This is a genomic window from Mycobacteriales bacterium (genome assembly GCA_035995165.1).
GTDB lineage: Bacteria > Actinomycetota > Actinomycetes > Mycobacteriales > CADCTP01 > CADCTP01.
Window position 1 is genome coordinate 1 of record DASYKU010000049.1, and the last position, 22729, is coordinate 22729.

At 72.2% G+C, this 22729-nt stretch carries 19 protein-coding genes and 1 pseudogene; 4 read left to right on the forward strand and 16 right to left on the reverse strand.

Going from position 1 to position 22729, the window contains the following annotated elements; translation table 11 throughout:
• Nucleotides 1-59: 59 nt before the first annotated feature.
• Both VGP36_08285 and VGP36_08290 read right to left on the reverse strand, forming a co-directional pair.
• Nucleotides 60-1349, reverse strand: a complete 1290-nt coding sequence (locus VGP36_08285; GenBank protein ID HEV7654721.1) for a HAMP domain-containing sensor histidine kinase — start codon at nt 1347-1349, stop codon at nt 60-62.
• Nucleotides 1346-2041 carry a response regulator transcription factor gene (locus tag VGP36_08290; GenBank protein HEV7654722.1) on the reverse strand — a complete coding sequence of 232 codons (696 nt, stop codon included), beginning with the start codon at nt 2039-2041 and terminating at the stop codon, nt 1346-1348. The genes VGP36_08285 and VGP36_08290 overlap by 4 nt, the downstream gene beginning before the upstream one ends.
• Before the next feature lie 91 nt (nt 2042-2132).
• On the opposite strand from VGP36_08290, the gene VGP36_08295 reads away from it, so the two are divergent.
• Complete coding sequence (locus VGP36_08295; GenBank protein HEV7654723.1) at nt 2133-2654, forward strand: hypothetical protein; 522 nt, start codon at nt 2133-2135, stop codon at nt 2652-2654.
• A 62-nt stretch (nt 2655-2716) separates the two neighbouring features.
• Here the strand turns inward: VGP36_08295 and nuoN are convergent, their stop codons facing one another.
• The 14 genes and pseudogenes from nuoN to VGP36_08365 form a co-directional block, all read right to left on the reverse strand.
• Nucleotides 2717-4264 (reverse strand): NADH-quinone oxidoreductase subunit NuoN, encoded by a 1548-nt coding sequence (gene nuoN, locus VGP36_08300; protein HEV7654724.1) that lies wholly within the window; start codon nt 4262-4264, stop codon nt 2717-2719.
• A gap of 8 nt (nt 4265-4272) precedes the next feature.
• Nucleotides 4273-6042, reverse strand: coding sequence for an NADH-quinone oxidoreductase subunit M (locus VGP36_08305; protein HEV7654725.1), 1770 nt, complete (start codon nt 6040-6042; stop codon nt 4273-4275).
• Nucleotides 6042-7949 (reverse strand): NADH-quinone oxidoreductase subunit L, encoded by a 1908-nt coding sequence (nuoL, locus tag VGP36_08310; protein ID HEV7654726.1) that lies wholly within the window; start codon nt 7947-7949, stop codon nt 6042-6044. Before nuoL ends, VGP36_08305 begins: the two co-directional genes overlap by 1 nt.
• Before the next feature lie 40 nt (nt 7950-7989).
• Entirely contained in the window at nt 7990-8289 is a 300-nt protein-coding gene (gene nuoK / locus VGP36_08315; protein HEV7654727.1) for an NADH-quinone oxidoreductase subunit NuoK, read from the reverse strand.
• Entirely contained in the window at nt 8286-9077 is a 792-nt protein-coding gene (locus VGP36_08320; protein HEV7654728.1) for an NADH-quinone oxidoreductase subunit J, read from the reverse strand. Before VGP36_08320 ends, nuoK begins: the two co-directional genes overlap by 4 nt.
• The gene (nuoI, locus tag VGP36_08325) at nt 9074-9712 is read right to left on the reverse strand and encodes an NADH-quinone oxidoreductase subunit NuoI (GenBank protein HEV7654729.1); all 639 of its coding nucleotides are present in this window, start codon (nt 9710-9712) and stop codon (nt 9074-9076) included. The genes VGP36_08320 and nuoI overlap by 4 nt, the downstream gene beginning before the upstream one ends.
• Nucleotides 9712-11091 carry an NADH-quinone oxidoreductase subunit NuoH gene (gene nuoH, locus VGP36_08330; protein HEV7654730.1) on the reverse strand — a complete coding sequence of 460 codons (1380 nt, stop codon included), beginning with the start codon at nt 11089-11091 and terminating at the stop codon, nt 9712-9714. Before nuoH ends, nuoI begins: the two co-directional genes overlap by 1 nt.
• A complete protein-coding gene (locus tag VGP36_08335) occupies nt 11088-13643 on the reverse strand; it encodes an NADH-quinone oxidoreductase subunit G (GenBank protein HEV7654731.1) in 2556 nt (851 codons plus the stop codon). The genes nuoH and VGP36_08335 overlap by 4 nt, the downstream gene beginning before the upstream one ends.
• Before the next feature lies 1 nt (nt 13644).
• Nucleotides 13645-14937 carry an NADH-quinone oxidoreductase subunit NuoF gene (nuoF, locus tag VGP36_08340; protein ID HEV7654732.1) on the reverse strand — a complete coding sequence of 431 codons (1293 nt, stop codon included), beginning with the start codon at nt 14935-14937 and terminating at the stop codon, nt 13645-13647.
• Between the two features lie 3 nt (nt 14938-14940).
• Nucleotides 14941-16113: pseudogene (gene nuoE / locus VGP36_08345) on the reverse strand (NADH-quinone oxidoreductase subunit NuoE).
• Nucleotides 16114-16147: 34 nt separating this feature from the next.
• Nucleotides 16148-16864: an NADH-quinone oxidoreductase subunit C gene (locus VGP36_08350; protein HEV7654733.1), complete on the reverse strand. Its 717-nt coding sequence runs from the start codon at nt 16862-16864 to the stop codon at nt 16148-16150.
• 33 nt (nt 16865-16897) lie between these two features.
• Complete coding sequence (locus tag VGP36_08355) at nt 16898-17437, reverse strand: NADH-quinone oxidoreductase subunit B family protein (GenBank protein ID HEV7654734.1); 540 nt, start codon at nt 17435-17437, stop codon at nt 16898-16900.
• 10 nt (nt 17438-17447) lie between these two features.
• Nucleotides 17448-17810, reverse strand: coding sequence for an NADH-quinone oxidoreductase subunit A (locus VGP36_08360; GenBank protein ID HEV7654735.1), 363 nt, complete (start codon nt 17808-17810; stop codon nt 17448-17450).
• 55 nt (nt 17811-17865) lie between these two features.
• The gene (locus VGP36_08365; GenBank protein ID HEV7654736.1) at nt 17866-19134 is read right to left on the reverse strand and encodes a geranylgeranyl reductase family protein; all 1269 of its coding nucleotides are present in this window, start codon (nt 19132-19134) and stop codon (nt 17866-17868) included.
• A gap of 664 nt (nt 19135-19798) precedes the next feature.
• Between VGP36_08365 and VGP36_08370 the strand changes: the two genes are divergently transcribed.
• From VGP36_08370 to ispG, 3 genes are all read left to right on the forward strand, one after another.
• Complete coding sequence (locus tag VGP36_08370) at nt 19799-19969, forward strand: hypothetical protein (GenBank protein ID HEV7654737.1); 171 nt, start codon at nt 19799-19801, stop codon at nt 19967-19969.
• Nucleotides 19966-21918, forward strand: a complete 1953-nt coding sequence (gene dxs / locus VGP36_08375; GenBank protein HEV7654738.1) for a 1-deoxy-D-xylulose-5-phosphate synthase — start codon at nt 19966-19968, stop codon at nt 21916-21918. Before VGP36_08370 ends, dxs begins: the two co-directional genes overlap by 4 nt.
• A partial coding sequence (gene ispG, locus VGP36_08380; GenBank protein HEV7654739.1) for a flavodoxin-dependent (E)-4-hydroxy-3-methylbut-2-enyl-diphosphate synthase occupies nt 21915-22729 on the forward strand: 815 nt, incomplete at its 3' end. The genes dxs and ispG, both read left to right, overlap by 4 nt.

A 22729-nucleotide genomic window follows, 5' to 3' on the forward strand; every position in this document is an offset into this window, starting at 1 on the left:
CACGGCTCCGACGACTGAGCCGGGCCACGCCCGGACGGGTGGGGGGACCGCAGAACAGCTCACGGAGGCGGAGGGCCGAGCCAGACCACCGCGCGCAGCCCGGACGGGTACGCCGCGGACAGGTCGAGCCGGCCCCCCGCCTCCTCCGCTGTCCGGCGGACGATGTCCAGCCCCAGCCCCGTCGAGGATCCGCCGGACTTTCCCCGTACGAGCAGCCCCGGGTCCCCGATCCCGGGGCCGGCGTCCTCGACGACGATCGCCGGCACCGGCCCGGGCCGTACGGCCACGGCGAAGCCGGAACCGACCGGCGTGTGCGCGAAGACGTTGCCGAGCAGGGCGTCGACCGCGGCGGCCAGCTCGTCCGCGGCCACCGGGACCGGCACCGGGCCGTCCGGGAGGTCCTCCCGAACCGGCCGCTCCTGCTCCTCGGCCAGCACGGACCAGAAGTCCACCCGCTCCCGCACCACGGCGGTGGCGTCGGCGCTGACCACGCCGGCCTCCCGGGTCGGCCGGCGGGCCTGGGCGATGACGTGGCTGACCATCCGCTCCACCCCGGCGACCGAGGCGAGCATCCGCTCGGCCTCCTCCGGGTCCCGCAGGCCCTCGGCGTCCAGCCGCAGCGCGGTCACCGGCGTCCGGAGCCGGTGCGACAGGTCGGCCGCCGCCTCCCGCTCGGCCTGCAGCAGCTCGGCTATCCGGTCGGCCAGGCCGTTGAGCGCCTCGGCGATCCGCCGGACCTCGGCCGGCTCGGCCGGGGTGGCGCGGGCCGAGAGGTCCCCGGCCCGCAGCGTGTCGGCGGCGCCGGCGACCGACAGCAGCGGCCGGACCAGCCCGCGGCTGATGACCCCCGCGACCAGGCCGGCCGCGGCGAGCAGCACGATCCCGAGGACGACCAGCGCGAGCGAGGCCCGGCCGACCCCGCGCTGCAGGGCCGCGTCCGGTACGAACGTCCGCACCACCGCGCTGGCCTTGCCCGTGGCCGTCCCCGGCACCGGGACCAGCACCGGCACCAGCACGGCCCGGCCGCCGGGCACCGCCACGGTCGCCGCGGTCCGGTTCGCGATCACCTGGGCGACCGCGGCGTCCCGCGGGATCTGGGCGCCGATGATCTTGCCGTTCTCGAAGTACACGGTGGTCTGGTGCTCGCCGGTGTTCTGCCCGGTGACGAAGCTGGCCAGCGCGTCGTCGCTCACATTGACGAACGCGGCGGCCGACTGGGCCTCGACGGTCCCCTGGATCGTCTCCCGGCTGGCGGCGACGTCCCGGACCAGGAACAGCAGCGGCACCAGGAACGCGATGACGACCAGCGAGGTGACCGCGAGCGCGAGCAGGACGATCCGGCGGGTCACGGCGCCGCCGTACCCGGGTCGACCACCTTGACCCCGACCCCGCGCACGGTCTGCAGGTAGCGCGGCTCGGCCGCGGTCTCCCCGAGCTTGCGCCGCAGCCAGGACAGGTGGACGTCGACGGTCTTGTCCGCGCCCCCGTACGGCTGCTGCCAGACCTCGGCCATCAGCTGCCGCTTGCTCACCACCCGCCCGGCCCGCTCGGCCAGATATGCCAGCAGGTCGAACTCCATCCGGGTCAGGTCCAGCGGCGCCCCGTCCAGCGACGCGACGCGGGTGTCGCGGTCGATCGACAGCCCGCCGACGACCAGGGTCGGGTCCGGCTCGCCGGACGCCCGGCCGCGCCGCAGCACCGCCCGCAGCCGCGCCTCCAGCTGCTCGGCCGAGAACGGCTTCACCACGTAGTCGTCGGCGCCCAGGTCGAGGACCCGGACCATCTCGTTCTCGTCGTCACGGGCGGTCGCCACGATCACCGGCACGGCGCTGATCCCGCGGATCATCCCGAGCACCTGGGTGCCGTCCACGTCCGGCAGCCCGAGGTCGAGCACGACCACGTCGGGTTGTCGTTCGACCACCAGCTCCAGCCCCGCCATCGCGGTCCCGGCCGCGTAGACGGCGTGTCCCTGGCGGGACAGGGCCCGCTGCAGCGCGACCCGGATCGCCGCGTCGTCCTCGATCAAGACCAGCACCGGCACGCCGCAGACCCTACGGTCTGCACCCTCGATTGAACCCGCCCTTAGGGGCGATTTAGCGCGCGCCGCGACGCGAAAGTCCAGGATGGAACGCATGAAGATAGGACTGATCGCGGTCAGCGGCTGGCTGGTCGCGGCGGTGCTCACCGTCGGGATCTCCTGGTCCGCGATCTCGGTCGTCCGGACGTCGGTCGTGCCGCAGGCCCCGGTGAACAGCACGCTGCCGACGCCGGACGAGGCCGTCGTGACCACCGCCCCGGCGACCCCCCGGCCCACCCCGAAGCCGACGGCCGGGACCATGGTCACCGTGGCCGGGCAGGGCGGCCAGATCATCGTGCGCTGCGTCAACGCGAAGCCGGACGTCCTGAACATCCACCCGGCGAGCGGCTTCACCGCCCAGGTCGACGACAGCGGCCGGGAGGTCCAGCTCGTGTCGGCCGCCGGCCACCGTACGGAGCTCAAGGTCGGCTGCACCGGCAACACGGTCACCTCCAGCGTCGACGAGCACGCCGCGACGGCCACCGGTGGCGGCGGCGGAGGCGGGGACGACAACGGCGGCGGCCGGGGTCGCGGCGGAGGCGGCAGCGGCGGCGGCGGCGGCGGCGGCGACAACTAGCGCGGCACGACCGAGGCCCCGCAGCCGACCGGCTGCGGGGCCTCGTCAGGTCGGGCGCGGGGTCAGTTCCCGGCGAACAGGCTGGCCTTGTCGGCCAGGTCGAGCAGCGGCTGCGGGACGATGCCGAGGATGACCGTGGCGGCGGCGGCGATGGTGAGGGCGCCCATCGTCAGTGGCGACGGGAGGGCGATGGTCGGGCCCTCCTCGGCCGGCTCGGAGAAGTACATGAGCACGACGATGCGCAGGTAGAAGAACGCGGCCACCGCCGAGGCGACGAGCGCGATCACCACCAGCGGCGCACCGACCGGGTACGCCGCCCGGAAGATCACGAACTTGCCGGTGAAGCCGCTGGTCAGGGGGATCCCGGCCAGCGCCAGTAAGAACAGGGTGAAGACGGCGGCCAGTAATGGCGAGCGTTTGGCCAGGCCGGACCACTGCGAGAGATGACTGGCCTCGCCGTCGGCGTCCCGGACCAGGGTCACCACGGCGAACGCGCCGATCGTGGTGAAGCCGTAGGTCAGCAGGTAGAACATCGTGCCGGCCAGGCCCTGCTGGTCCAGCGAGATCAGGCCGACGAGCAGGAAGCCCGCGTGCGCGATCGACGAGTACGCCAGCATCCGCTTCACGTCGGTCTGGGTCAGGCCGAGCACCGCGCCGACCACCATCGTGATGATCGCGATGCCCCAGATGATCGGCCGCCAGTCCCATCGGGTGGTGGTGAAGGCGATGTAGAGCACCCGCAGGATCGCCCCGAACGCGGCGACCTTCGTGCAGGACGCCATGAACGCGGTGACCGGCGTCGGCGCACCCTGGTAGACGTCCGGCGTCCAGGCGTGGAACGGCACCGCGCCGGCCTTGAACAGCAGCCCGATGAGCAGCAGCGAGAGCCCCAGGAACAGCAGGATGTCGCTGTTCTCCGAGGCCGACGTCGCCCGCAGGATCTGCGGCAGGTCGACCGAGCCGGCGTAGCCGTAGAGCAGGGCCAGGCCGTACAGGAAGAAGGCGCTGGCGAAGGCGCCGAGCAGGAAGTACTTGACCGCGGCTTCCTGGGACAGCAGCCGGCGCCGGCGGGCCAGCCCGCAGAGCAGGTAGAGCGGGAATGAGAGGACCTCGAGCGCGACGAACATGACCAGCAGGTTGTTCGCCGCGACGAAGACCATCATCCCGGACAGCGCGAAGGTCGCCAGCGGGAAGAACTCGGTCTGGATCCGGGCGGAGGTCAGCATCCGCCGGTCGCGCGGACTGCCGGCGACCACGGCGGCCTGGGCCACGAAGGCGCCGCCGCCCACGTCCACCGACCGTTCGGCCATCAGCAGCATGGACATCAGCCCGAGCACCAGCAGCGTGCCCTGCAGGAACAGCCCCGGCCCGTCGATGGCGATCGCGCCGTCCGCGGTCAGCTCGTTGGTGCCGGCCACGACGACGACCGCGACGAGCGCGGCCACGATCCCGACCAGCGCGACCGTCGTCTGCGCCGCCCACCGGCTCTCCTCCGGGATGAACGCCTCGACCAGCACGCCCACGCAGGCGGCGCCGAGCACGATCAGCACGGGCAGCAGCCCGGAGTACGAGATGGACGGCGTCTGGATCGAGTCCGCCGCCAACAGCACCGCCGGGTTCACCGGCCGCCTCCGCTCTGTGCGCCGGCCGGGACGTCCGGAGCCGGATCGGTGTAACCAGCGTCCTGCATGGTGCGGGTCACGGCCGGGTTGATCATGTCGAGCACCGGCTTCGGGTAGACGCCGAGGAAGAGGATCAGCGCCAGCAGCGGCGCCACCGCCAGGACCTCCCGGCCGACCATGTCGCGCATCCCGCCCGCGGCGAGGCCGCGCACCGGTCCCTGCACGACCCGCTGGATGACCAGCAGGATGTAGAGCGCGGCCAGGATGATGCCCGCGGTCCCGATGATCGCGTAGACCGGGTGCCGCGCGTACGTCCCCAGCAGCACCAGGAACTCACTGACGAACGTCGACATCCCCGGCAGCGCCAGCGACGAGAGCCCGGTGACGAGGAAGACGCCGCCGAGGATCGGCGCCACCTTCTGGATCCCGCCGTAGTCGGCCAGCATCCGGCTGCCGCCGCGGGCGATCACCATGCCGATCACCAGGAACAGCGCGCCGGTGGAGAGGCCGTGGTTGACCATGTAGAAGGTCGCCCCGGACAGGCTCTGCGTGGTGAACGCGAAGATGCCCAGCCCGATGAAGCCGAAGTGTGCGACCGAGGTGTACGCCACCAGCCGCTTCATGTCCTTCTGCCCCATCGCCAGCAGCGCCGCGTACAGGATGCCGATGGCGGACAGGACCAGCACCAGCGGCGCGAAGAACCGGGACGCGTCCGGGAACAGCGGCAGGCAGTAGCGGATGAAGCCGAACGTGCCGACCTTGTCCAGCACGCCGACCAGCAGCGCGGCGCCGCCGACCGGGGCCTCGGCGCCGGCGTCCGGCAGCCAGGTGTGGAACGGCACCAGCGGCGCCTTGATCGCGAACGCCACGAAGAAGCCGAGGAACAGCCACTTCTGCAGGCCGGGGTCGATGCTCCCGCCGACCAGCGTGGCGAAGTCGAACGTCCGGGTGCTGGTCGCGAAGTAGAGCCCGATCACCGCGGCCAGCATGATCAGCCCGCCGAGCAGCGAGTAGAGGAAGAACTTCACCGCCGCGTACTGCCGGCGCGGACCGCCGAAGGACCCGATCAGGAAGTACATCGGGATGAGCATGGCCTCGAAGAACACGTAGAACAGGAAGACGTCGGTGGCCGCGAAGACCCCGATCATCATCACCTCGAGCAGCAGCAGCAGCGCGAAGAACGTCTTCGGCTGGCCGCGCCGGGTGCCCGGCGCCCGCGGCGTCGTGTCCTCGTCGGTCACCAGCACCGTGTCCGACGCGACCAGGATGTCCTCGTCGTCGTCGTCGCGGGGCCGGTCCAGGTCGCCGCCCGGAGCCGGCCGGTCCAGCACGGCCGTTGCCGGGGTCGCGCCGGTCGTGGCCGACCTGCCGGCGGCGCGGGTGGCCACGGCGTTCGTGCCGCCCGCCCGTACCGCCGCGGCCGCGGTGGCCGGCGCCTCCGCGTCGACCGCCCGGTCCCGCTCGCTCCAGGACGCGATCACCACCGCCGGCACCAGCACCGCCACCAGCGCGATGAGCACCAGCGCGATCCCGTCCGCGCCGAGCGAGAAGTGCACCCCGAACGACCGGATCCACTCGTACGACGTCACGTACTGGAAGCGGTCGGACGAGTTGTCGTCGAAGGCGACACAGAGCCCGATCGTGATCGCCAGCGTCGCCAGCGAGAACAGCAGCGCCACCTGCTTGGCCAGCAGGTCGCGTCCCCGCGGCAGCGCGAAGACCACCAGCGAGCCGACCAGCGGCACCAGGCCGAGGATCAACAGCATCAGACGAACCTCACTGCCAGCAGGGACGCGACGACGATGACGGTCCCGCCGAGCATCGACAGGGCGTACGAGCGGACGAAGCCGGTCTGCACACGCCGCAGCCGTCCGGACCCGCCTCCGAACGCGGCGGCGACGCCGTTGACGGCCCCGTCCACGCCGCGGTTGTCGAACCAGACGAGGAACCGGTCCAGCCACATGCCGGGCCGCATGAGCACGGCCTCGTTGAACGCGTTGCCGTAGAGGTCGCGGCGGGCGGCGAGGGTGAGCGGGCTGACGGTCAGCGGCCGGATCGACGCGACCGGCCGGGCGCCGAAGGCGAACCAGCCACCGGCCGCCGCGGCGATCACCACGACCAGCGTGAGCACGGTGAGCACGGTCGGGTTGATCGTGTGCACCCCGACCTCCTCGGCCGCGCCGAGCGAGGGGGTCAGCCAGTTCTGCAGGGCGCCGCCGGCGACGAGCAGGCCACCGCCGGCGATCGAGCCGACCGCCAGGATCAGCATCGGCCCGGTCATGGTCGGCGGCGACTCGTGCGGGTGCACGTCGTCGGTCCAGCGGCGCTTGCCGAAGAACGTCATCACCATCAGCCGGGTCATGTAGAACGCGGTGATCGCGGCGCCGAGCAGCGCGCAGATCCCGAGGATCCAGCCGGACGTCCCGCCCTTGTCGAACGCGGACTCGATGATCTTGTCCTTGGTGAAGAACCCGGAGAACGGGAACATGCCGATGATCGCGAGGTAGCCCGCGAGCATCGTCCAGAACGTGATCGGCATGACCCGCCAGAGCCCGCCGAAGCGGCGCATGTCGACCTGGTCGTTCATGCCGTGCATGACCGAGCCGGCGCCGAGGAACAGGCCGGCCTTGAAGAAGCCGTGCGCGAGCAGGTGCAGGATGCCGATCGCGTACACCCCCGGGCCGAGGCCGACGGCCAGGAACATGTAGCCGATCTGGCTGACCGTCGAGTACGCCAGCACCTTCTTGATGTCGTCGTACGCGCAGCCGACCACGCAGCCGAACAGCAGCGTGACCGCGCCGATGATGGCGACGACGGTCCGCCCGGACTCGGTCACGTCGAAGATCGGGTGCGCGCGGGCGATCAGGTAGACGCCCGCGGTAACCATGGTCGCCGCGTGGATGAGGGCGGAGACCGGGGTCGGGCCCTCCATCGCGTCCGGCAGCCAGGCCTGCAGCGGGACCTGGCCGGACTTGCCGCAGGCACCGAGCAGGAGCAGCAGCGCCAGCGCGGTCGCGATCCCGGTCGAGGCGCCCCCGATCGACCCGAAGACGCCGGTGAACGACACCGTGCCGAACGTCTTGAACATCAGGAAGATCGCGACGACCAGGCCGGCGTCGCCGACCCGGTTCATGATGAACGCCTTCTTGGCCGCGGTCGCCGCCGCCGGCCGGTCGCTGTACCAGGCGATCAGCAGGTACGAGGCGAGGCCGACGCCCTCCCACCCGAAGTACAGGACGACGAAGTTGTTGCCCAGCACCAGCAGCAGCATCGCGGCCACGAACAGGTTCAGGTACGCGAAGAACCGCCGCCGGCCGGGGTCGTGCTCCATGTAGCCGATCGCGTAGATGTGGATCAGCGAGCCCACCCCGGTGATCAGCAGCACGAACGTCAGCGACAGCGGGTCGATGAGCATCCCGATGTCGACGTTGAGCGAACCGACCGGCATCCACGTCCACAGGTGCAGGTTCCGGCTGCGCTCGGCCGTGTCCAGCCCGCGGACGTCGAAGAACAGCAGCAGGCCGTACACGAACAGCACGATCGGCACCAGGGTGCCGAGCAGGTGGCCCCACTTGTCGGTGCGCTTGCCGCCGAGCAGCAGCACGGCCGCCGACAGCACCGGCAGCACGACGAGCAGCCAGGCGCCGGACTGCAGGCCGCCGCTGGCGTTCACCAGCTGCGGCGCCTCACTCGCGAGAGACACGGACCAGCCCCTAGTACTTCAGCAGGTTGGCGTCGTCGACCGAGGCCGACCGACGCGTACGGAAGATCGACATGATGATCGCAAGCCCGACCACGACCTCGGCGGCGGCCACCACCATCACGAAGAAGGCGATCACCTGCCCGTCGAGCGTGCCGTTGATCCGGGAGAACGTGACGAGGGTCAGGTTCACCGCGTTGAGCATCAGCTCGACGCACATGAACACGACGATCGCGTTGCGCCGGACCAGCACCCCGACCGCGCCGATGGTGAACAGCGCCGCGGAGAGCACCAGGTAGTAGCTGGGGTTCATCGCTCGCCCCTCTCGGTCCGGACCGGCTCCAGCACCGCGCGCCGACCGGCCTCACCGAGCTCGGAGGCCGGGGTCGGCTGGTCGACCAGCGTGGTGACGCTCTCCGGCGCCGCCGTGCCGTCCGGCAGCAGGGCCGGGGTGGCGACCGAGTCGTGGGTGGCGAACACCCCCGGGCCGGGCAGCGGCTGCGGCCGGCCGGAGCGGATCCGCTCCCGCGACTGCGCCTTCTGACCGCGGCGCTCGCCGGGCTCCCGTTCGACGTGCGTCAGCACCATCGCGCCGACGGCGGCGGTGATGAGCAGCGCCGAGGTGAGCTCGAACGCGAACAGGTACTTGGTGAACAGCAGCTGCGCGACCGCGGTGACGTTGCCGGGCGCGTTGGCCGCGGCCAGGCCGGCCAGCGGGGTGTCCTTCAGCGCCCGGTAGAGCCCGCCCGCGACCAGCAGGGCGAGCCCGATGCCGAAGATCGTCGCGGCCCAGCGCTGCCCGCGCAGCGTCTCCACGATCGAGTCGCTGGAGTCCCGTCCGACCAGCATGAGCACGAACAGGAACAGGATCATGATCGCGCCGGTGTAGACGATGATCTGCACCGCGCCCAGGAACGGCGCCTCCTGGATGAAGTAGAACGCGCCCAGGCTGCCCATCGTCATGACCAGGAACAGCGCCGAGTGGATGGCGTTGCGGGCCAGCACCGTGCCGAACGCCCCGGCCAGCGCGATCGGCCCGAGGATCCAGAACAGCACGGCCTCGCCGTTGGAGATCTCCACCGCGGCCAGCGTGGTCGTCACCGGGCACCACCCTCGAGGTCGGAGCCGGCCAGGAAGTGGTCGCCGTCGGTGTTCAGCGCCGCGCCGGCCTGCGCGGTCTCCGCGGTCGGCACCGACGGCGACGGCCCGTCCGGGGTGGCGTCCGCGGCAGTGCGGGCGGCCCGGTCCGGTACGTCGACGTAGTAGGCCAGCTCGCTGTCGCCCAGCCGCATCGGGTGCGGCGGCGCCTCCATGCCCGGCAGCAGCGGGGCCATCAGCTGGTCCTTGGTGTAGATCAGCCGCTGCCGGTCGTCATCGGCCAGCTCGTACTCGTTGGACATGGTCAGCGAGCGGGTCGGGCAGGCCTCGATGCACAGGCCGCAGAAGATGCAGCGCAGGTAGTTGATCTGGTAGACGGCGCCGTACCGCTCACCGGGGGAGAACCGGGCCTCCTCGGTGTTGTCGCCGCCCTCGACGTAGATCGCGTCGGCCGGGCAGGCCCACGCGCACAGCTCGCAGCCGACGCACTTCTCCAGCCCGTCCGGGTGCCGGTTGAGCACGTGCCGACCGTGGTAGCGGGGCGCGGTCGCACGCACGTCGAACGGGTACTGCTGCGTGACCTTCTTCTTGAACATCTGGGAGAAGGTCAGGCCGAAGCCCTTGACCGCGTCGAACATCAGCGGGTCTCCCCTGCAGGCGGGTCGTCGGAGTCGATCACGTCGGCGTCGGGCGCGGGCACGGTGCTGACCGGCTCCCGGACCCGCAGCCGCGGCGAGGGCGGCACGACCAGGTCCATCGGCGGCACCGGGAACGCGCGGGACGGGGCCCCGCGCCGGGACGGCCGGGCCGGTTCCTCGTCCTCCTCGTCGTCCTCGACCTGCCGCCCCTCCGGCAGCAGGTACGTGACCAGGATGACCAGGACCGCCAGCGGGAGCACCCCGTACAGCAGCAGCTGGCCGGTGTCGTGACCCTCGCTGCGCAGCACGCTGAACGCACCGATGAACAGGATCCAGACCAGGCCGATCGGCACCAGCACCTTCCAGCCGAACTGCATGAACTGGTCGTACCGGAGCCGGGGCAGGGTGCCGCGCAGCCAGACGAACATGAAGATCCCGAGCACCAGCTTGGCGGTGAACCAGATCAGCGGCCACCAGCCGGAGTTGGCCCCGGCCCAGACCGTCGAGATCGGGAACGGTGCCCGCCAGCCGCCCAGGAACAACGTGGTCGCCAGCGCCGAGACGGTGACCATGTTGATGTACTCGGCCAGGAAGAACAGCGCGAACTTCAGCGACGAGTACTCGGTGTGGAAGCCGCCGACCAGCTCGGACTCGGCCTCGGGCAGGTCGAACGGGGCCCGGTTGGTCTCGCCCACGACCGCGACCGCGTAGATCACGAACGACGGGAACAGCAGCAGGCCGTACCAGGTCTTCTCCTGCGCGGAGACGATGCCCGAGGTGGACATCGTGTTGGCGTAGAGGAAGACGGCGACCAGCGAGAGCCCCATCGCGATCTCGTACGAGATCATCTGGGCGGCCGAGCGGAGGCTGCCCAGCAGCGGGTACGTCGAGCCGGAGGACCAGCCCGAGAGCACGATCCCGTACACACCCAGGGAGCTGCAGGCGAAGACGATCAGCACGCCGACCGGGAGGTCGGTCAGCTGCAGCGGGGTCTGGTGCCCGAAGATCGAGACCATCGGCCCGAACGGGATGACGCTGAAGGCCAGGAACGCCGGCACCGCCGAGAGGATCGGGGCCAGGAAGTAGACCGGCTTGTCGGCCAGCGCCGGGATGATCTCCTCCTTCAGCGCCAGCTTGAGCCCATCGGCCAGCGACTGCAGGTAGCCGCGCGGCCCGACCCGGTTGGGCCCGACCCGCGCCTGCATGTACGCCACGATCTTGCGCTCGAAGACGATCGCGAACAGCGTCATGACGACCAGGAAGACGAAGACCGCGACGACCTTGATCAGCACCAGCCAGAACGGGTCGGTGCCGAAGTCCGCCAGCGTGGGGTCGGTCGCGAGCGCAGGCGAGCCTGATGACGCTACGGCCAGGTTCATCCGGCACCTCCGCTGATCTCGACGACCGACCCGGCACCGGCGCCGAGGGTCGCGCGCACCATCGAGCCCGGCGAGTTCGCCGGCAGCCAGACGACGCCGTCGGGCATCGGGGTCAACCGGGCCGGCAGCGTGATCGCGCCGCGCGCCGTCCGCACCGTGACCTTCGCCCCGTCGCCCACGCCGATCCCGGCCGCGGTCGCCGGCGACAGCACCGCCACCGGCTCCTTGGCCGTGCCGGCCAGGTGCGGCTCGCCGGCCTGCATCGAGCCGCGGTCGAGCAGGTGCCGCCAGGTGGCGAGCACGGCCCGGCCGGTGCCGCGAGCGGGGGTCGGCCCCGGGCGGACCGCCGGGTCACCGGGGCGGGCCCGGCGGGTGGTGCCGACGCGGGCCAGCTCCGCCCGGGTCGCCTCCACCGAGGGCAGCTCCAGCAGCACGTCCATCTCGTCGGCCAGCGCGTGCAGCACCCGGCCGTCGGGCAGCAGGCCGGTGGCGCCGCGGATCGTCGCCTCGAACGGGCGGGCGCGGCCCTCCCAGTCCAGGTACGTCCCCGGCTTCTCCACCACCGGGGCCACCGGCAGCACCACGTCGGCCAGGTCGGTCACGGCCGACTGCCGGATCTCCAGGCTGACCAGGAAGCCGACCCGGCCGAGCGCCACCCGGGCGGCCTCGGGGTCGGGCAGGTCGTCGACCTCGACGCCCCCGACGACCAGCGCGGACAGCTCGCCGCCGGCGGCCGCGGCCAGGATGCCGGCGGTGTCGCGGCCCGGGGTGGTGGGCAGCAGCCCGCCCCAGACCAGCTCGACCTCCTCGCGGGCGCCGGCGTCGGCGACCAGCCGGCCGCCGGGCAGCAGCGTCGGCAGCGCGCCGACCTCGACCGCGCCGCGCTCGCCGGCCCGCCGCGGCACCCAGGCCAGCCGGGCCCCGGTCGTCGACGCCAGCCGGGCGGCCTCGGTCAGCAGCCCCGGGATCTCGGCCGCGCGCTCGCCGACCAGCACGATCGCGCCGGTCAGCCGCATCGCCTCGGCGGCCGCGCGGGCCACGTCGTCGGCGACCGGCCCGGCCACGCCCGCGGCCACCGACCCGGCCACGGTCGCCCGCGGCGCCTCGGCCGGCAGCGTCGCCACCGGCGCGTCCCCGGACCGCTCCAGCGACCCGAGCGCGGCCAGCACCCGGGGCTCGTCCCCGGGCACCGTCGCCAGCAGCGTCCCGAACGCCTTGCGGACGCCGTTGGTCAGCCAGGGCGCGACCGCGAACAGCTTCTGGCCACGCTTGCGGGCGGCCTTGCGCAGCCGCAGGAAGACGATCGGCGACTCCTCCTCCGGCTCGAAGCCGACGAGCAGCACGGCCGGCGCCGCCTCCAGCTCCCCGTACGTCACCGCGCCCGTCTCCGGGCCGAGGCCGGCCACCCGGGAGGCGAGGAAGTCCAGCTCCTCGGCCGAGTGCACCCGGGCCCGGGCGTCGACGTCGTTCGTGCCCAGCGCCAGCCGGGCGAACTTCGCGTACGCGTACGCATCCTCGACGGTCAGCCGGCCGCCGGGCAGCACGCCCGCGCCGCCGGTGTCGCGGGCCTCGCGCAGCCCCTCGGCCGCCCGCTCCAGCGCGTCGGTCCAGGACGTCTCGACCAGCTCGCCGGTCTTCTCGTCCCGCACCATCGGGGTGAGGATCCGGTCGGCCTGCGTCGCGTACGTGAACGCGAACCGGCCCTTGTCGCAGTTCCACTCCTCGTTGACCGCCGGGTCCTCGGCGGCCAGGCGGCGCATCACCTTGCTGCGCCGCCAGTCCGTGCGCTGGGCGCAGCCGGAGGCGCAGTGCTCGCAGACGCTCGGCACCGAGAGCAGGTCGAACGGCCGGGACCGGAACCGGTACGCCGCGCTGGTCAGCGCACCCACCGGGCAGATCTGCACGGTGTTGCCGGAGAAGTAGGACTCGAACGGCTCGTCCTCGTACGCCGCGACCTGCTCCAGCGCGCCCCGCTCGAACAGCTCGATGAACGGGTCACCGGCGACCTGCTCGGAGAACCGGGTGCAGCGGGCGCAGAGCACGCACCGCTCCCGGTCCAGCAGCACCTCGGAGGAGATCGCGATCGGCTTCGGGTACGTCCGCTTGACATCGACGAAGCGGGACTCGGCCCGCCCGTTGGACAGCGCCTGGTTCTGCAGCGGGCACTCGCCGCCCTTGTCGCAGATCGGGCAGTCCAGCGGGTGGTTGATCAGCAGCAGCTCCATCGTGCCCTGCTGCGCCTTGTCCGCGACCGGCGACGTGAGCTGCGTCTTGATGACCATGCCCTCGGCGACCGTGGTCGTGCAGGACGCGGCCGGCTTGGGCAGCCCGCGGCCGTTGCCGGCATCGGTCACCTCGACCAGGCACTGCCGGCAGGCCCCGATCGGGTCCAGCAGCGGGTGGTCGCAGAACCGCGGGATCTGGATGCCGATCTGCTCGGCGGCCCGGATGATCAGCGTGCCCTTGGGCACGCGGATCTCGAAGCCGTCGATCGTGACGGTGACCAGGTCGAGCGCGGGCGGCTCGGCCGGGCGTTCGGTCGCCAGCGTCATGTCAGTGCGCTCCCACGAGCTCGGTCTGCCGCAGCCGCGGCGGGATCCGGCCGGCGATGTAGTCCTCGTACTCCTGGCGGAAGTACATCAGCGAGCTGGTGATCGGGCTCGTCGCGCCGTCGCCGAGCGCGCAGAACGCGCGGCCGTTGATGTTGTCGCAGGTGTCCAGCAGGGTGTCCAGGTCCTCGGTGGTGCCCGCGCCGCTCAGGATCCGGCCCAGCACCTGCACCATCCAGTACGTCCCCTCGCGGCAGGGCGTGCACTTGCCGCAGGACTCGTGCGCGTAGAACGTCGTCCACTTGTAGACCGCGTAGACCACGCTGTCGGAGTCGTCGAAGATCTGCACCGCGCTGGTGCCGTTCATCGAGCCGGCCTTGACCACCGAGTCGAAGTCCAGCGGCACGTCGAGGTGCTCGGCCGTGAACAGCGGCGTGGACGAGCCGCCCGGGGTCCAGAACTTCAGCTCGTGCCCGTCCCGCATGCCGCCGGCCATCTCCAGCAGCTCGCGCAGCGTGGTGCCCATCGGCGCCTCGTACTGTCCCGGGTTCGTGACCCGGCCGGACAGCGAGAAGATCGAGGTGCCGGGCGAGCGCTCCGGGCCCATCGTCTTCCACCAGTCGGCGCCGCCCATGACGATCGCCGGGACACAGGCCAGCGTGCCGACGTTGTTCACCACGGTCGGCGACGCGTAGAGACCCGCGGTGGCCGGGAACGGCGGCTTCAGCCGGGGCTGGCCGCGGTACCCCTCCAGCGAGTCCAGCAGCGCCGTCTCCTCGCCGCAGATGTACGCCCCGGCGCCGCTGTGCACGACCAGGTCCAGGTCGAACCCGGAGCCGAGGATGTCCTTGCCGAGGTAGCCGGCCTCATACGCCTCGCGGACCGCGTGCTGCAGCCGGCGCAGGCAGTGCACGAGCTCGCCGCGCAGGTAGATGAACGCGGTGTTGCAGCGCACCGCGTACGAGGCGATGACGATGCCCTCGATCAGCGCGTGCGGGTCGGCCATCATCAGCGGCGCGTCCCGGCAGGTGCCCGGCTCGCCCTCGTCGGCGTTGACCACGACGTAGTGCGGCTTGCCGTCGTTCTGCGGGATGAACTGCCACTTCATGCCGGTGGGGAAGCCGGCGCCGCCGCGGCCGCGCAGGCTCGAGTCCTTCACCACCGTGATGACCTCGTCGGGGGTCATCTCCCCCAGGGCCTTGCGCAGCCCCTGGTAGCCCTCGAGCTCCTCGTACGTCCGCAGCGTCCACGAGCGGGGCGACAGCCACCGCTTGGTCAGCACCGGGGTCAACGGCACGGCTCAGCCCTCCTTGCGCCGGGTCTTGCGCCCACGGTTCGTGGGCGCCGGACGGTCTGCTGCGGGTTCGCCCGCGCTGTCCTCGCCGGCGGCGTCGGCGCTGCCGGTGCCGCCGTTGCTGCTCGCGTCGGGCGAACCCGGCGCGGTCCCGGCCGCGGCCGAACCCGGCGCGGTCCCGGTGGTCGCCTCGCCGGCGGTCCCGCCGGCGGTCGGGGCGTCGGGGGCGGCCGACGTCGCGGTCGCCGCCTCCTTGTCCGGGGTGGCGTCGGCGGCCGGGTCGGAGGTCGCGGTCGCGGTGCCCTCGCCCGATCCGCTGGACGGCGTGTCCGGAGACCCGCCGTACTGCGCGGTCCCGGCGGCGGCTGATTCCTCCGCGGCGGTCTCGGCCGGAGCGGCCGGCGCCTCGGCGCCGGACGACGCGGCCGGCGCCGCGGTCCCGTCCGACGCGGCCGGCGCTTCGGTCCCGGCCGGAGCCGCAGCCGGCGCCGGAGCCGACGCGGCGGGAGCCGCGGCGGGCTCAACCGGTTTGTCCAGCGGCGCCGGGGCGTCGTACGCCGGCGCCGTCTCGGCCCGCCGCACCGCCAGCCGGTTGCCGATCAGCGTCGGCTCCCCGGCCGGTCCCGCGTCCACGGCACCGGGCCGCTCGTCCATGAACCCGGCCAGCTGCCGGCTGATCTCCTTGAACGTGCACAGCGGCGCGCCCCGGGTCGGCAGCGGCCGGCGCCCGGCCTGCAGCTCCTCGACCAGCTCGGTCGCCGACTCGCTCGACTGCTGGTCGAAGAACTCGTAGTTGACCGTGACGACCGGCGCGTAGTCGCAGGCCGCCAGGCACTCCGCGTGCTCCAGCGTGATCCGGCCGTCGCCGGTGGTCTGGTCGTGCCCGACACCGAGGTGCTCGGACAGCGCCTCGTAGATCTGCTCCCCGCCGAGCACGTCGCACAGCGTGTTGGTGCAGACCGAGACCAGGTACTCGCCGGTCGGGCGGCGCTTGTACATCGTGTAGAACGTCGCGACCGCGCCGACCTCGGCCTTGGTCAGCCCGAGCTCCTCGGCGCAGAACCGCACGCCCTCGGGCGACACGTACCCGTCCTCGGACTGCACGAGGTGCAGCATCGGCAGCAGGGCCGAGCGCGACCGCGGGTAGCGGGCCACGATCTCCCGTGCGGCCAGCCGGGTCTCGTCCGTCAGCGGCATGTTCCCGCGCTCCTGCTCACGAGTAGCTCCTCCGCTCGTCCGGCGGCGGGATGGTGGCGCCCTTGTACTGCACGGGCACGCCGCCGAGCGGGTAGTCCTTGCGCTGGGGGTGACCGTCCCAGTCGTCCGGCATGAGGATCCGGGTCAGCGCCGGGTGGCCGTCGTAGATGATCCCGAACATGTCCCAGCTCTCCCGCTCCTGCCAGTCGGCGGTCGGGTAGACGCTGGTGATCGAGGGCAGGTGCGGGTCCTCCACGGACACCGCGGTCTCCAGCCGGATCTTGCGCCGGTACGTCATCGAGGTCAGGTGCACCACGGAGTGCAACCGGTCCGGGGTGCCGAGGTAGTCGACGCCGGAGACCGACACGCAGAGCTCGAACCGCAGCGCCGGGTCGTCGCGCAATGTCCGGCACAGCTCCAGCAGGTGGTCGCGCTCGACGTACAGCGTCATCTCGCCGCGATCGACGACGACCGTGGACACGGCCTCGTCGAAGGCCGGGTACGCGTCGATCAGCGCGTCGGCGACCTCGTCGAGACCCTCCCCGTACGGCCGCTCGGCCGGGGCCGGCGCCCACGTCCGGCGGACCAGGCCGCCGAAGCCGGAGGTGTCGCCCGACCCGTGCGCGCCGAAGGACCCGCGGCCGATCGGCCCGGGGGCCGCCTCGGCCGGGGTCGCCCGACGCTGGTCCGGCAGCGAGCCCGCGCTGTCGGGACCGGAACCTGGCTCTGTCATGCGGCTGCTCCGCGAGCTCCGTAGAAGGTCATCTCACTTCCCGTACTTCACCGAGGACGCGACCAGCTCGGTCCGCTGACCGGCGAGCGCCTTGGCCCGACGCGGGCCGAGCGGCTCGTGCTGGATCTTGTCGTGCAGCTTGAGGATCGAGTCGATGAGCATCTCCGGCCGCGGCGGGCAGCCGGGCAGATACATGTCCACCGGCACGATGTGGTCGACGCCCTGCAGGATCGCGTAGTTGTTGAACATGCCGCCCGAGGACGCACAGACGCCCATCGACAGCACCCACTTCGGCTCCGGCATCTGGTCGTAGACCTGGCGCAGCACCGGGGCCATCTTCTGGCTGACCCGGCCGGCGACGATCATGAGGTCGGCCTGCCGCGGCGAGGCCCGGAAGACCTCCATGCCGAACCGGGCCAGGTCGTGCTTCGGCCCGCCGGCCGCCATCATCTCGATCGCGCAGCAGGCCAGCCCGAACGTGGCCGGCCAGAGCGAGGACTTCCGGCTCCAGTTGACGATCTTCTCGACGCTGGTCAGCAGGATCCCGCTGGGGATCTTCTCTTCCAGTCCCATGCCGCTACCTCTAATCCCAGTCGAGCCCGCCGCGACGCCAGACGTAGGCGTACGCGATGAACACGGTGGCGATGAACAGGACTATCTCGACCAGCCCGAGGATGCCCAGGTTCTTGCTGGCCACGGCCCAGGGGTAGAGGAAGATCGTCTCGATGTCGAAGATGATGAAGAGCATCGCGGTCAGGTAGAACTTCACCGGGAACCGGCTGCCCCCGGCCGGCTGCGGCGTCGGCTCGATGCCGCACTCGTAGAAGTCGACCTTGGCGCGGTTGTAGCGGCGCGGCCCGACGAAGGGAGCGGCGGTGACGGAGCCGACCGCGAACAGCGCGGCCAGGGCGAACAGCGTCACGATCGGGACATAGGGCGAGAGCATCCGGGTGCCTCCCTCCTTGACGGGCGGTTGCAGACTACGGACTGCGGCGGACAGTTCAGACGGCGGGGGCGAGCCTGGTCAGCGCGGTGATGACGCGGTCGGCGGCGTCCCCGCCGCGCGGGTCGGTGAGGTTGGCCATCAGCTTGAGCACGAACTTCATCAGCAGCGGCCGCGGCAACCCGTGCTGGGTGGCGATCTTCATGACGTGCGGGTTGCCGATCAGCTTCACGAAGATCCCGCCGAGCCGGTAGTACCCGCCGTACTCGGCCTTCAGCGCCTGCGGGTACGCCGCCAGCGCCTTCTCCCGGGCCGCCCCGGCCGGGCGGCCCAGGGCCTGGGCCACGTGCTCGGCGGCCAGCCGCCCGGTCTCCATCGCGTACGCGATGCCCTCGCCGTTGAACGGGTTGACCGCGCCGGCCGCGTCCCCGGCCAGCAGCAGGCCGCGGGAGTAGTGCGGGGTGCGGTTGAAGCCCATCGGCAGGCCGCCGCCGCGGACCGGGCCGGTCGCGTTCTCCTCGACGTACCCCCACTCCTCGGGCAGGCCGCCGAGCCAGGACGCGAGCAGCCCCCGGTAGTCGGTCGACCCGTACGCCGCGGAGGAGTTGAGGATGCCGAGGCCCACGTTGGAGGTGCCGTCGCCGACGCCGAAGATCCAGCCGTACCCGGGCATCAGGATCCGGCTGCCGTCCGGCTCGGTGTGCCAGAGCTCGAGCCAGGACTCCAGGTAGTCGTCGTTCGTCCGGGGGCTGGTGAAGTAGCGCCGGACCGCGACGCCCATCGGCCGGTCGTCCCGCTTGGCGATGCCGAGCGCGAGCGCGAGCCTTCCGGACACGCCGTCCGCGGCCAGCACCAGCGGGGCCCGGAACGTGGCCGGGCCGTCCTGGGTGCGGGTCTCGACGCCGACCACCCGGCCGGTCCGGTCCTGCACCGGGGCGGTCACCGTGACCTGCTCCCGCAGCCGGGCGCCGGCCTTCTCCGCGTGCCGCACCAGCGTCTCGTCGAAGTCCAGCCGGGGCCGGACCAGCCCGTAGTCCGGCCAGGAGGCGAGCTCCGGCCAGGGCAGGTGCAACCGCAGCCCGCCGCCGAGGACCCGCAGGCCCTGGTTGCGGATCCAGCCGTCCTTCTCGTCGGTGGGGATCCCCATCGCGATCAGGCTGTGCACGGCCCGCGGGGTCAGCCCGTCGCCGCACACCTTCTCCCGCGGGAAGCTGGTCTTCTCCAGCATCAGGACGGACAGCCCCGCCTGCGCGAGGTAGTACGCCGCCGTCGAGCCGGCTGGGCCGGCGCCGACGACGATGACGTCAGCATCCTGTTCAGCGACCATTGCTAACCCCACCGGCGATTTGTGAACGCGTTCACGAAGTATCGCGGCCAGTGTATGACCGCGCTTGCGGGCCCGCGCGCGCAGGCGTCGCCGCCCCCTTGACGATCTTCGGGTACGCCGTTGACGCGCACCCCCCGGGTCAGCGGGTCGCCCGGGCGGCGGGGTGGAGAGCACGCCGCCGGACGACCCGGCGTCACCCGCGACGCAGTCTGGACCGTGTGCTGGCACACTTCGCGGACGTGCTGCGGGGACGCGTCTACGACTGGCCGGACGGGGCTCGACCCGCTCCGCCTCGTCACCGTCGCGTACGGACCGGAGCGCGTCGCCGGGGATGTCCGGTGACGACCGTGGCGGACACCACAGTCCTTCTGGACGTTCGGCCCGCCACCGGCCAGGCGGAAGACGGCCCCGAGCGTACGGTGGAGGACGTCGTGGTGAAGGTCCTGGTGCACCGTCGGGACGACCGGGGAATGACCCTCGAGCCGTACGGGAGCCGGTGCGTACGCGCGGGGGAGGTGCACGAACTCGTCACCACCGACCATCGGGAGACCCGTTCGGGCTCCCGGATCGATCGGGTGGCTTCCTCGGCTTGGCCGATATCACCCGCGCAGGCGTCCTGGACCGGGGCGACCGGGTGGGGGTGGGGGACCGACTCGTGGGAACAGTGCTGGGGTTCGACGCGTGTCACTTTCCGAACCACTACAACGTGCTGATCGCGACGGCGGGGACGATGACCGGTCCCGATCTGGGCCTGTGCCCGGAGACGGTCGTCCGGTTCGAGCCGGCGAGCGGCCGGGAGGGCGCCGGCGTCGACCGGCCGAGGAGGAGCGAATGAGCCTGCTGGACTCGATCCGGAAGCCCGCGGACCTGCGCCGGCTGTCCCGTGCCGAGCTGGATCGACTCGCCCGCGAGATCCGGGACTTCCTGGTGACCGAGGTCACGAAGACCGGCGGGCACCTCGGGCCGAACCTGGGCGTGGTCGAGCTGACGCTGGCGCTGCACCGGACCTTCGACTCGCCGACGGACCGGATCGTCTGGGACACCGGCCACCAGGCGTACGTACACAAGATCGTCACCGGCCGCGCCCCCGAGTTCCCGACGCTGCGGCAGGCCGGCGGGCTGTCCGGGTACCCGTCGCGGGCCGAGTCCGAGCACGACATCAACGAGAGCTCGCACGCGTCCACGGCGCTGAGCTGGGCCGACGGGTTGGCCAAGGCGTACCAGCTGACCGGTGAGGACCGCCGGGTGGTGGCCGTGGTCGGCGACGGCGCGCTCACCGGCGGCATGTGCTGGGAGGCGCTGAACAACATCGCCGCGGCCAAGGACCGGCCGGTCGTGGTCGTCGTCAACGACAACACCCGGTCGTACGCGCCGACCACCGGCGGCCTGGCCGACCACCTGGCCACCCTGCGCACCAGCCGCGGCTACGAGGGCTTCCTGGAGTGGGGCAAGCGCACCGTGCGCAGCGCCCCGGTCGTCGGGGACAGGGTCTACGGCGCCATGCACGGAGCCAAGAAGGGCCTGAAGGACTTCATCGCCCCGCAGGGGCTGTTCGAGGACCTCGGCCTGAAGTACGTCGGCCCGGTCGACGGCCACGACGTGGAGGCGGTCGAGCAGGCGCTCACCGCGGCCCGGAACTTCGGCGGCCCGGTCATCGTGCACTGCATCACCGAGAAGGGCCGCGGCTACGCGGCGGCCGAGAAGCACGAGCTGGACAAGCTGCACGCGGTCTCCCCGCAGCCCACGCCGGGCAGGCCGCGCTCCGGGCGGACCTGGACCTCGATCTTCAGCGACGAGCTGGTCGCGGCCGGCGAGCAGCGCGAGGACGTGGTCGCGATCACCGCCTCGATGCTGGAGCCGACCGGGCTGGCGCCGTTCGCCACGGCGTACCCGGACCGGGTCTTCGACGTGGGCATCGCCGAGCAGCACGCGGTCACCTCGGCCGCGGGCCTCTCGCTCGGCGGGCTGCACCCGGTCGTCGCGGTGTACGCGACGTTCCTCAACCGGGCCTTCGACCAGACCCTCATGGACGTCGCGCTGCACGGGCAGGCGGTCACGTTCGTGCTCGACCGGGCCGGGATCACCGGCGACGACGGCGCCTCCCACAACGGCATGTGGGACCTGACGATCCTCGGCCTGGTGCCGGAGATGCGGGTGGCGGCGCCCCGGGACGGACAGCGGCTGCGGGAGCTGTTCCGGGAGGCCGTCGCGTACGAGGACGGGCCGACCGCGCTGCGCTGGCCCAAGGGCGCGGCCCCGGCCGACGTCGAACCGATCGGCACCGCCGGCGGGATGGACGTGCTGCACCGGGCGGCCGGGCCGGACGGCGAGCCGGACGTGCTGCTGGTCGCGGTCGGCTCGATGGCCGGCACCTGCCTGGGCGCGGCCGCGCTGCTGGCCGAGCAGGAGATCGGGGTGACCGTGGTCGACCCGCGCTGGGTGCTGCCGGTCGACCCGGCGCTGGCCCCGCTCGCCGCCCGGCACCGGCTGGTCGTCACCGTCGAGGACTCCAGCCGCAGCGGCGGCGTCGGCACCGCGGTCCGCTCCGCGCTCGAGGACGCGGAGGTCGACACGCCCTGCCGCACGATCGGCATCCCGCGCCAGTTCCTCGACCACGGGAAACCGGCCGACGTGCGGTCCGCGGTCGGGCTCAACCCGTCCGCGATCGTGGGGCGGGTCCTGACCGCACTGCACAAGTCCTCCCCCGCCTCGGCGGTCGAACCGAAGTCCGCGCCCGCCCCGGCCGCGGAACCTGCGATGGTCGAACGGAGCGCAATGCGATGACCGGCATCTCGCTGGGCATGCCCGCCCTTCCGCCCCCGGTGCTCGCGCCGCGGCGCGAGTCCCGGCAGATCAAGGTCGGGTCGGTGATGGTCGGCGGGGACGCGCCCGTCTCGGTGCAGTCCATGACCACCACGCTGACCGCCGACGTCAACTCGACACTGCAGCAGATCGCGGAGCTCACCGCGGCCGGCTGCGACATCGTCCGGGTCGCGGTGCCGTCCCAGGACGACGCCGAGGCGCTGCCGGCGATCGCCAGGAAGTCGCAGATCCCGGTGATCGCCGACATCCACTTCCAGCCGAGGTACGTGTTCGCCGCGATCGACGCCGGTTGCGCGGCGGTGCGGGTGAATCCCGGCAACATCAAGGCGTTCGACGACAAGGTCGGTGAGATCGCCAAGGCAGCCAACGACGCGCGCGTCCCGATCCGCATCGGGGTCAACGCCGGTTCGCTGGACAAGCGGCTGCTGGAGAAGTACGGGAAAGCCACCCCGGAGGCGCTGGTCGAGTCGGCGCTGTGGGAGGCGAGCCTGTTCGCCGAGCACGACTTCCACGACTTCAAGATCTCGGTCAAGCACAACGACCCGGTGATCATGGCGCAGGCGTACGAGATGCTCTCCGAGCGCGGCGAATGGCCCCTGCACCTCGGCGTGACCGAGGCCGGGCCGGCGTTCCAGGGCACCATCAAGTCCGCCACGGCGTTCGGGGCGCTGCTCTCGCAGGGGATCGGCGACACCATCCGCGTCTCGCTGTCCGCCCCGCCGGTCGAAGAGGTCAAGGTCGGCCTGCAGATCCTGCAGTCGCTGAACCTGCG

Coding starts and splice junctions, on each gene's coding strand:
- VGP36_08295 (HEV7654723.1), top strand. CDS start 2,133: ATGAAGATAGGACTGATCGCGGTCAGCGGCTGGCTGGTCGCGGCGGTG.
- VGP36_08305 (HEV7654725.1), bottom strand. CDS start 6,042: ATGCTGTTGATCCTCGGCCTGGTGCCGCTGGTCGGCTCGCTGGTGGTC.
- nuoK (HEV7654727.1), bottom strand. CDS start 8,289: ATGAACCCCAGCTACTACCTGGTGCTCTCCGCGGCGCTGTTCACCATC.
- nuoI (HEV7654729.1), bottom strand. CDS start 9,712: ATGTTCGACGCGGTCAAGGGCTTCGGCCTGACCTTCTCCCAGATGTTC.
- nuoH (HEV7654730.1), bottom strand. CDS start 11,091: ATGAACCTGGCCGTAGCGTCATCAGGCTCGCCTGCGCTCGCGACCGAC.
- VGP36_08335 (HEV7654731.1), bottom strand. CDS start 13,643: ATGACGCTGGCGACCGAACGCCCGGCCGAGCCGCCCGCGCTCGACCTG.
- VGP36_08350 (HEV7654733.1), bottom strand. CDS start 16,864: ATGACAGAGCCAGGTTCCGGTCCCGACAGCGCGGGCTCGCTGCCGGAC.
- VGP36_08355 (HEV7654734.1), bottom strand. CDS start 17,437: ATGGGACTGGAAGAGAAGATCCCCAGCGGGATCCTGCTGACCAGCGTC.
- VGP36_08360 (HEV7654735.1), bottom strand. CDS start 17,810: ATGCTCTCGCCCTATGTCCCGATCGTGACGCTGTTCGCCCTGGCCGCG.
- VGP36_08365 (HEV7654736.1), bottom strand. CDS start 19,134: ATGGTCGCTGAACAGGATGCTGACGTCATCGTCGTCGGCGCCGGCCCA.
- dxs (HEV7654738.1), top strand. CDS start 19,966: ATGAGCCTGCTGGACTCGATCCGGAAGCCCGCGGACCTGCGCCGGCTG.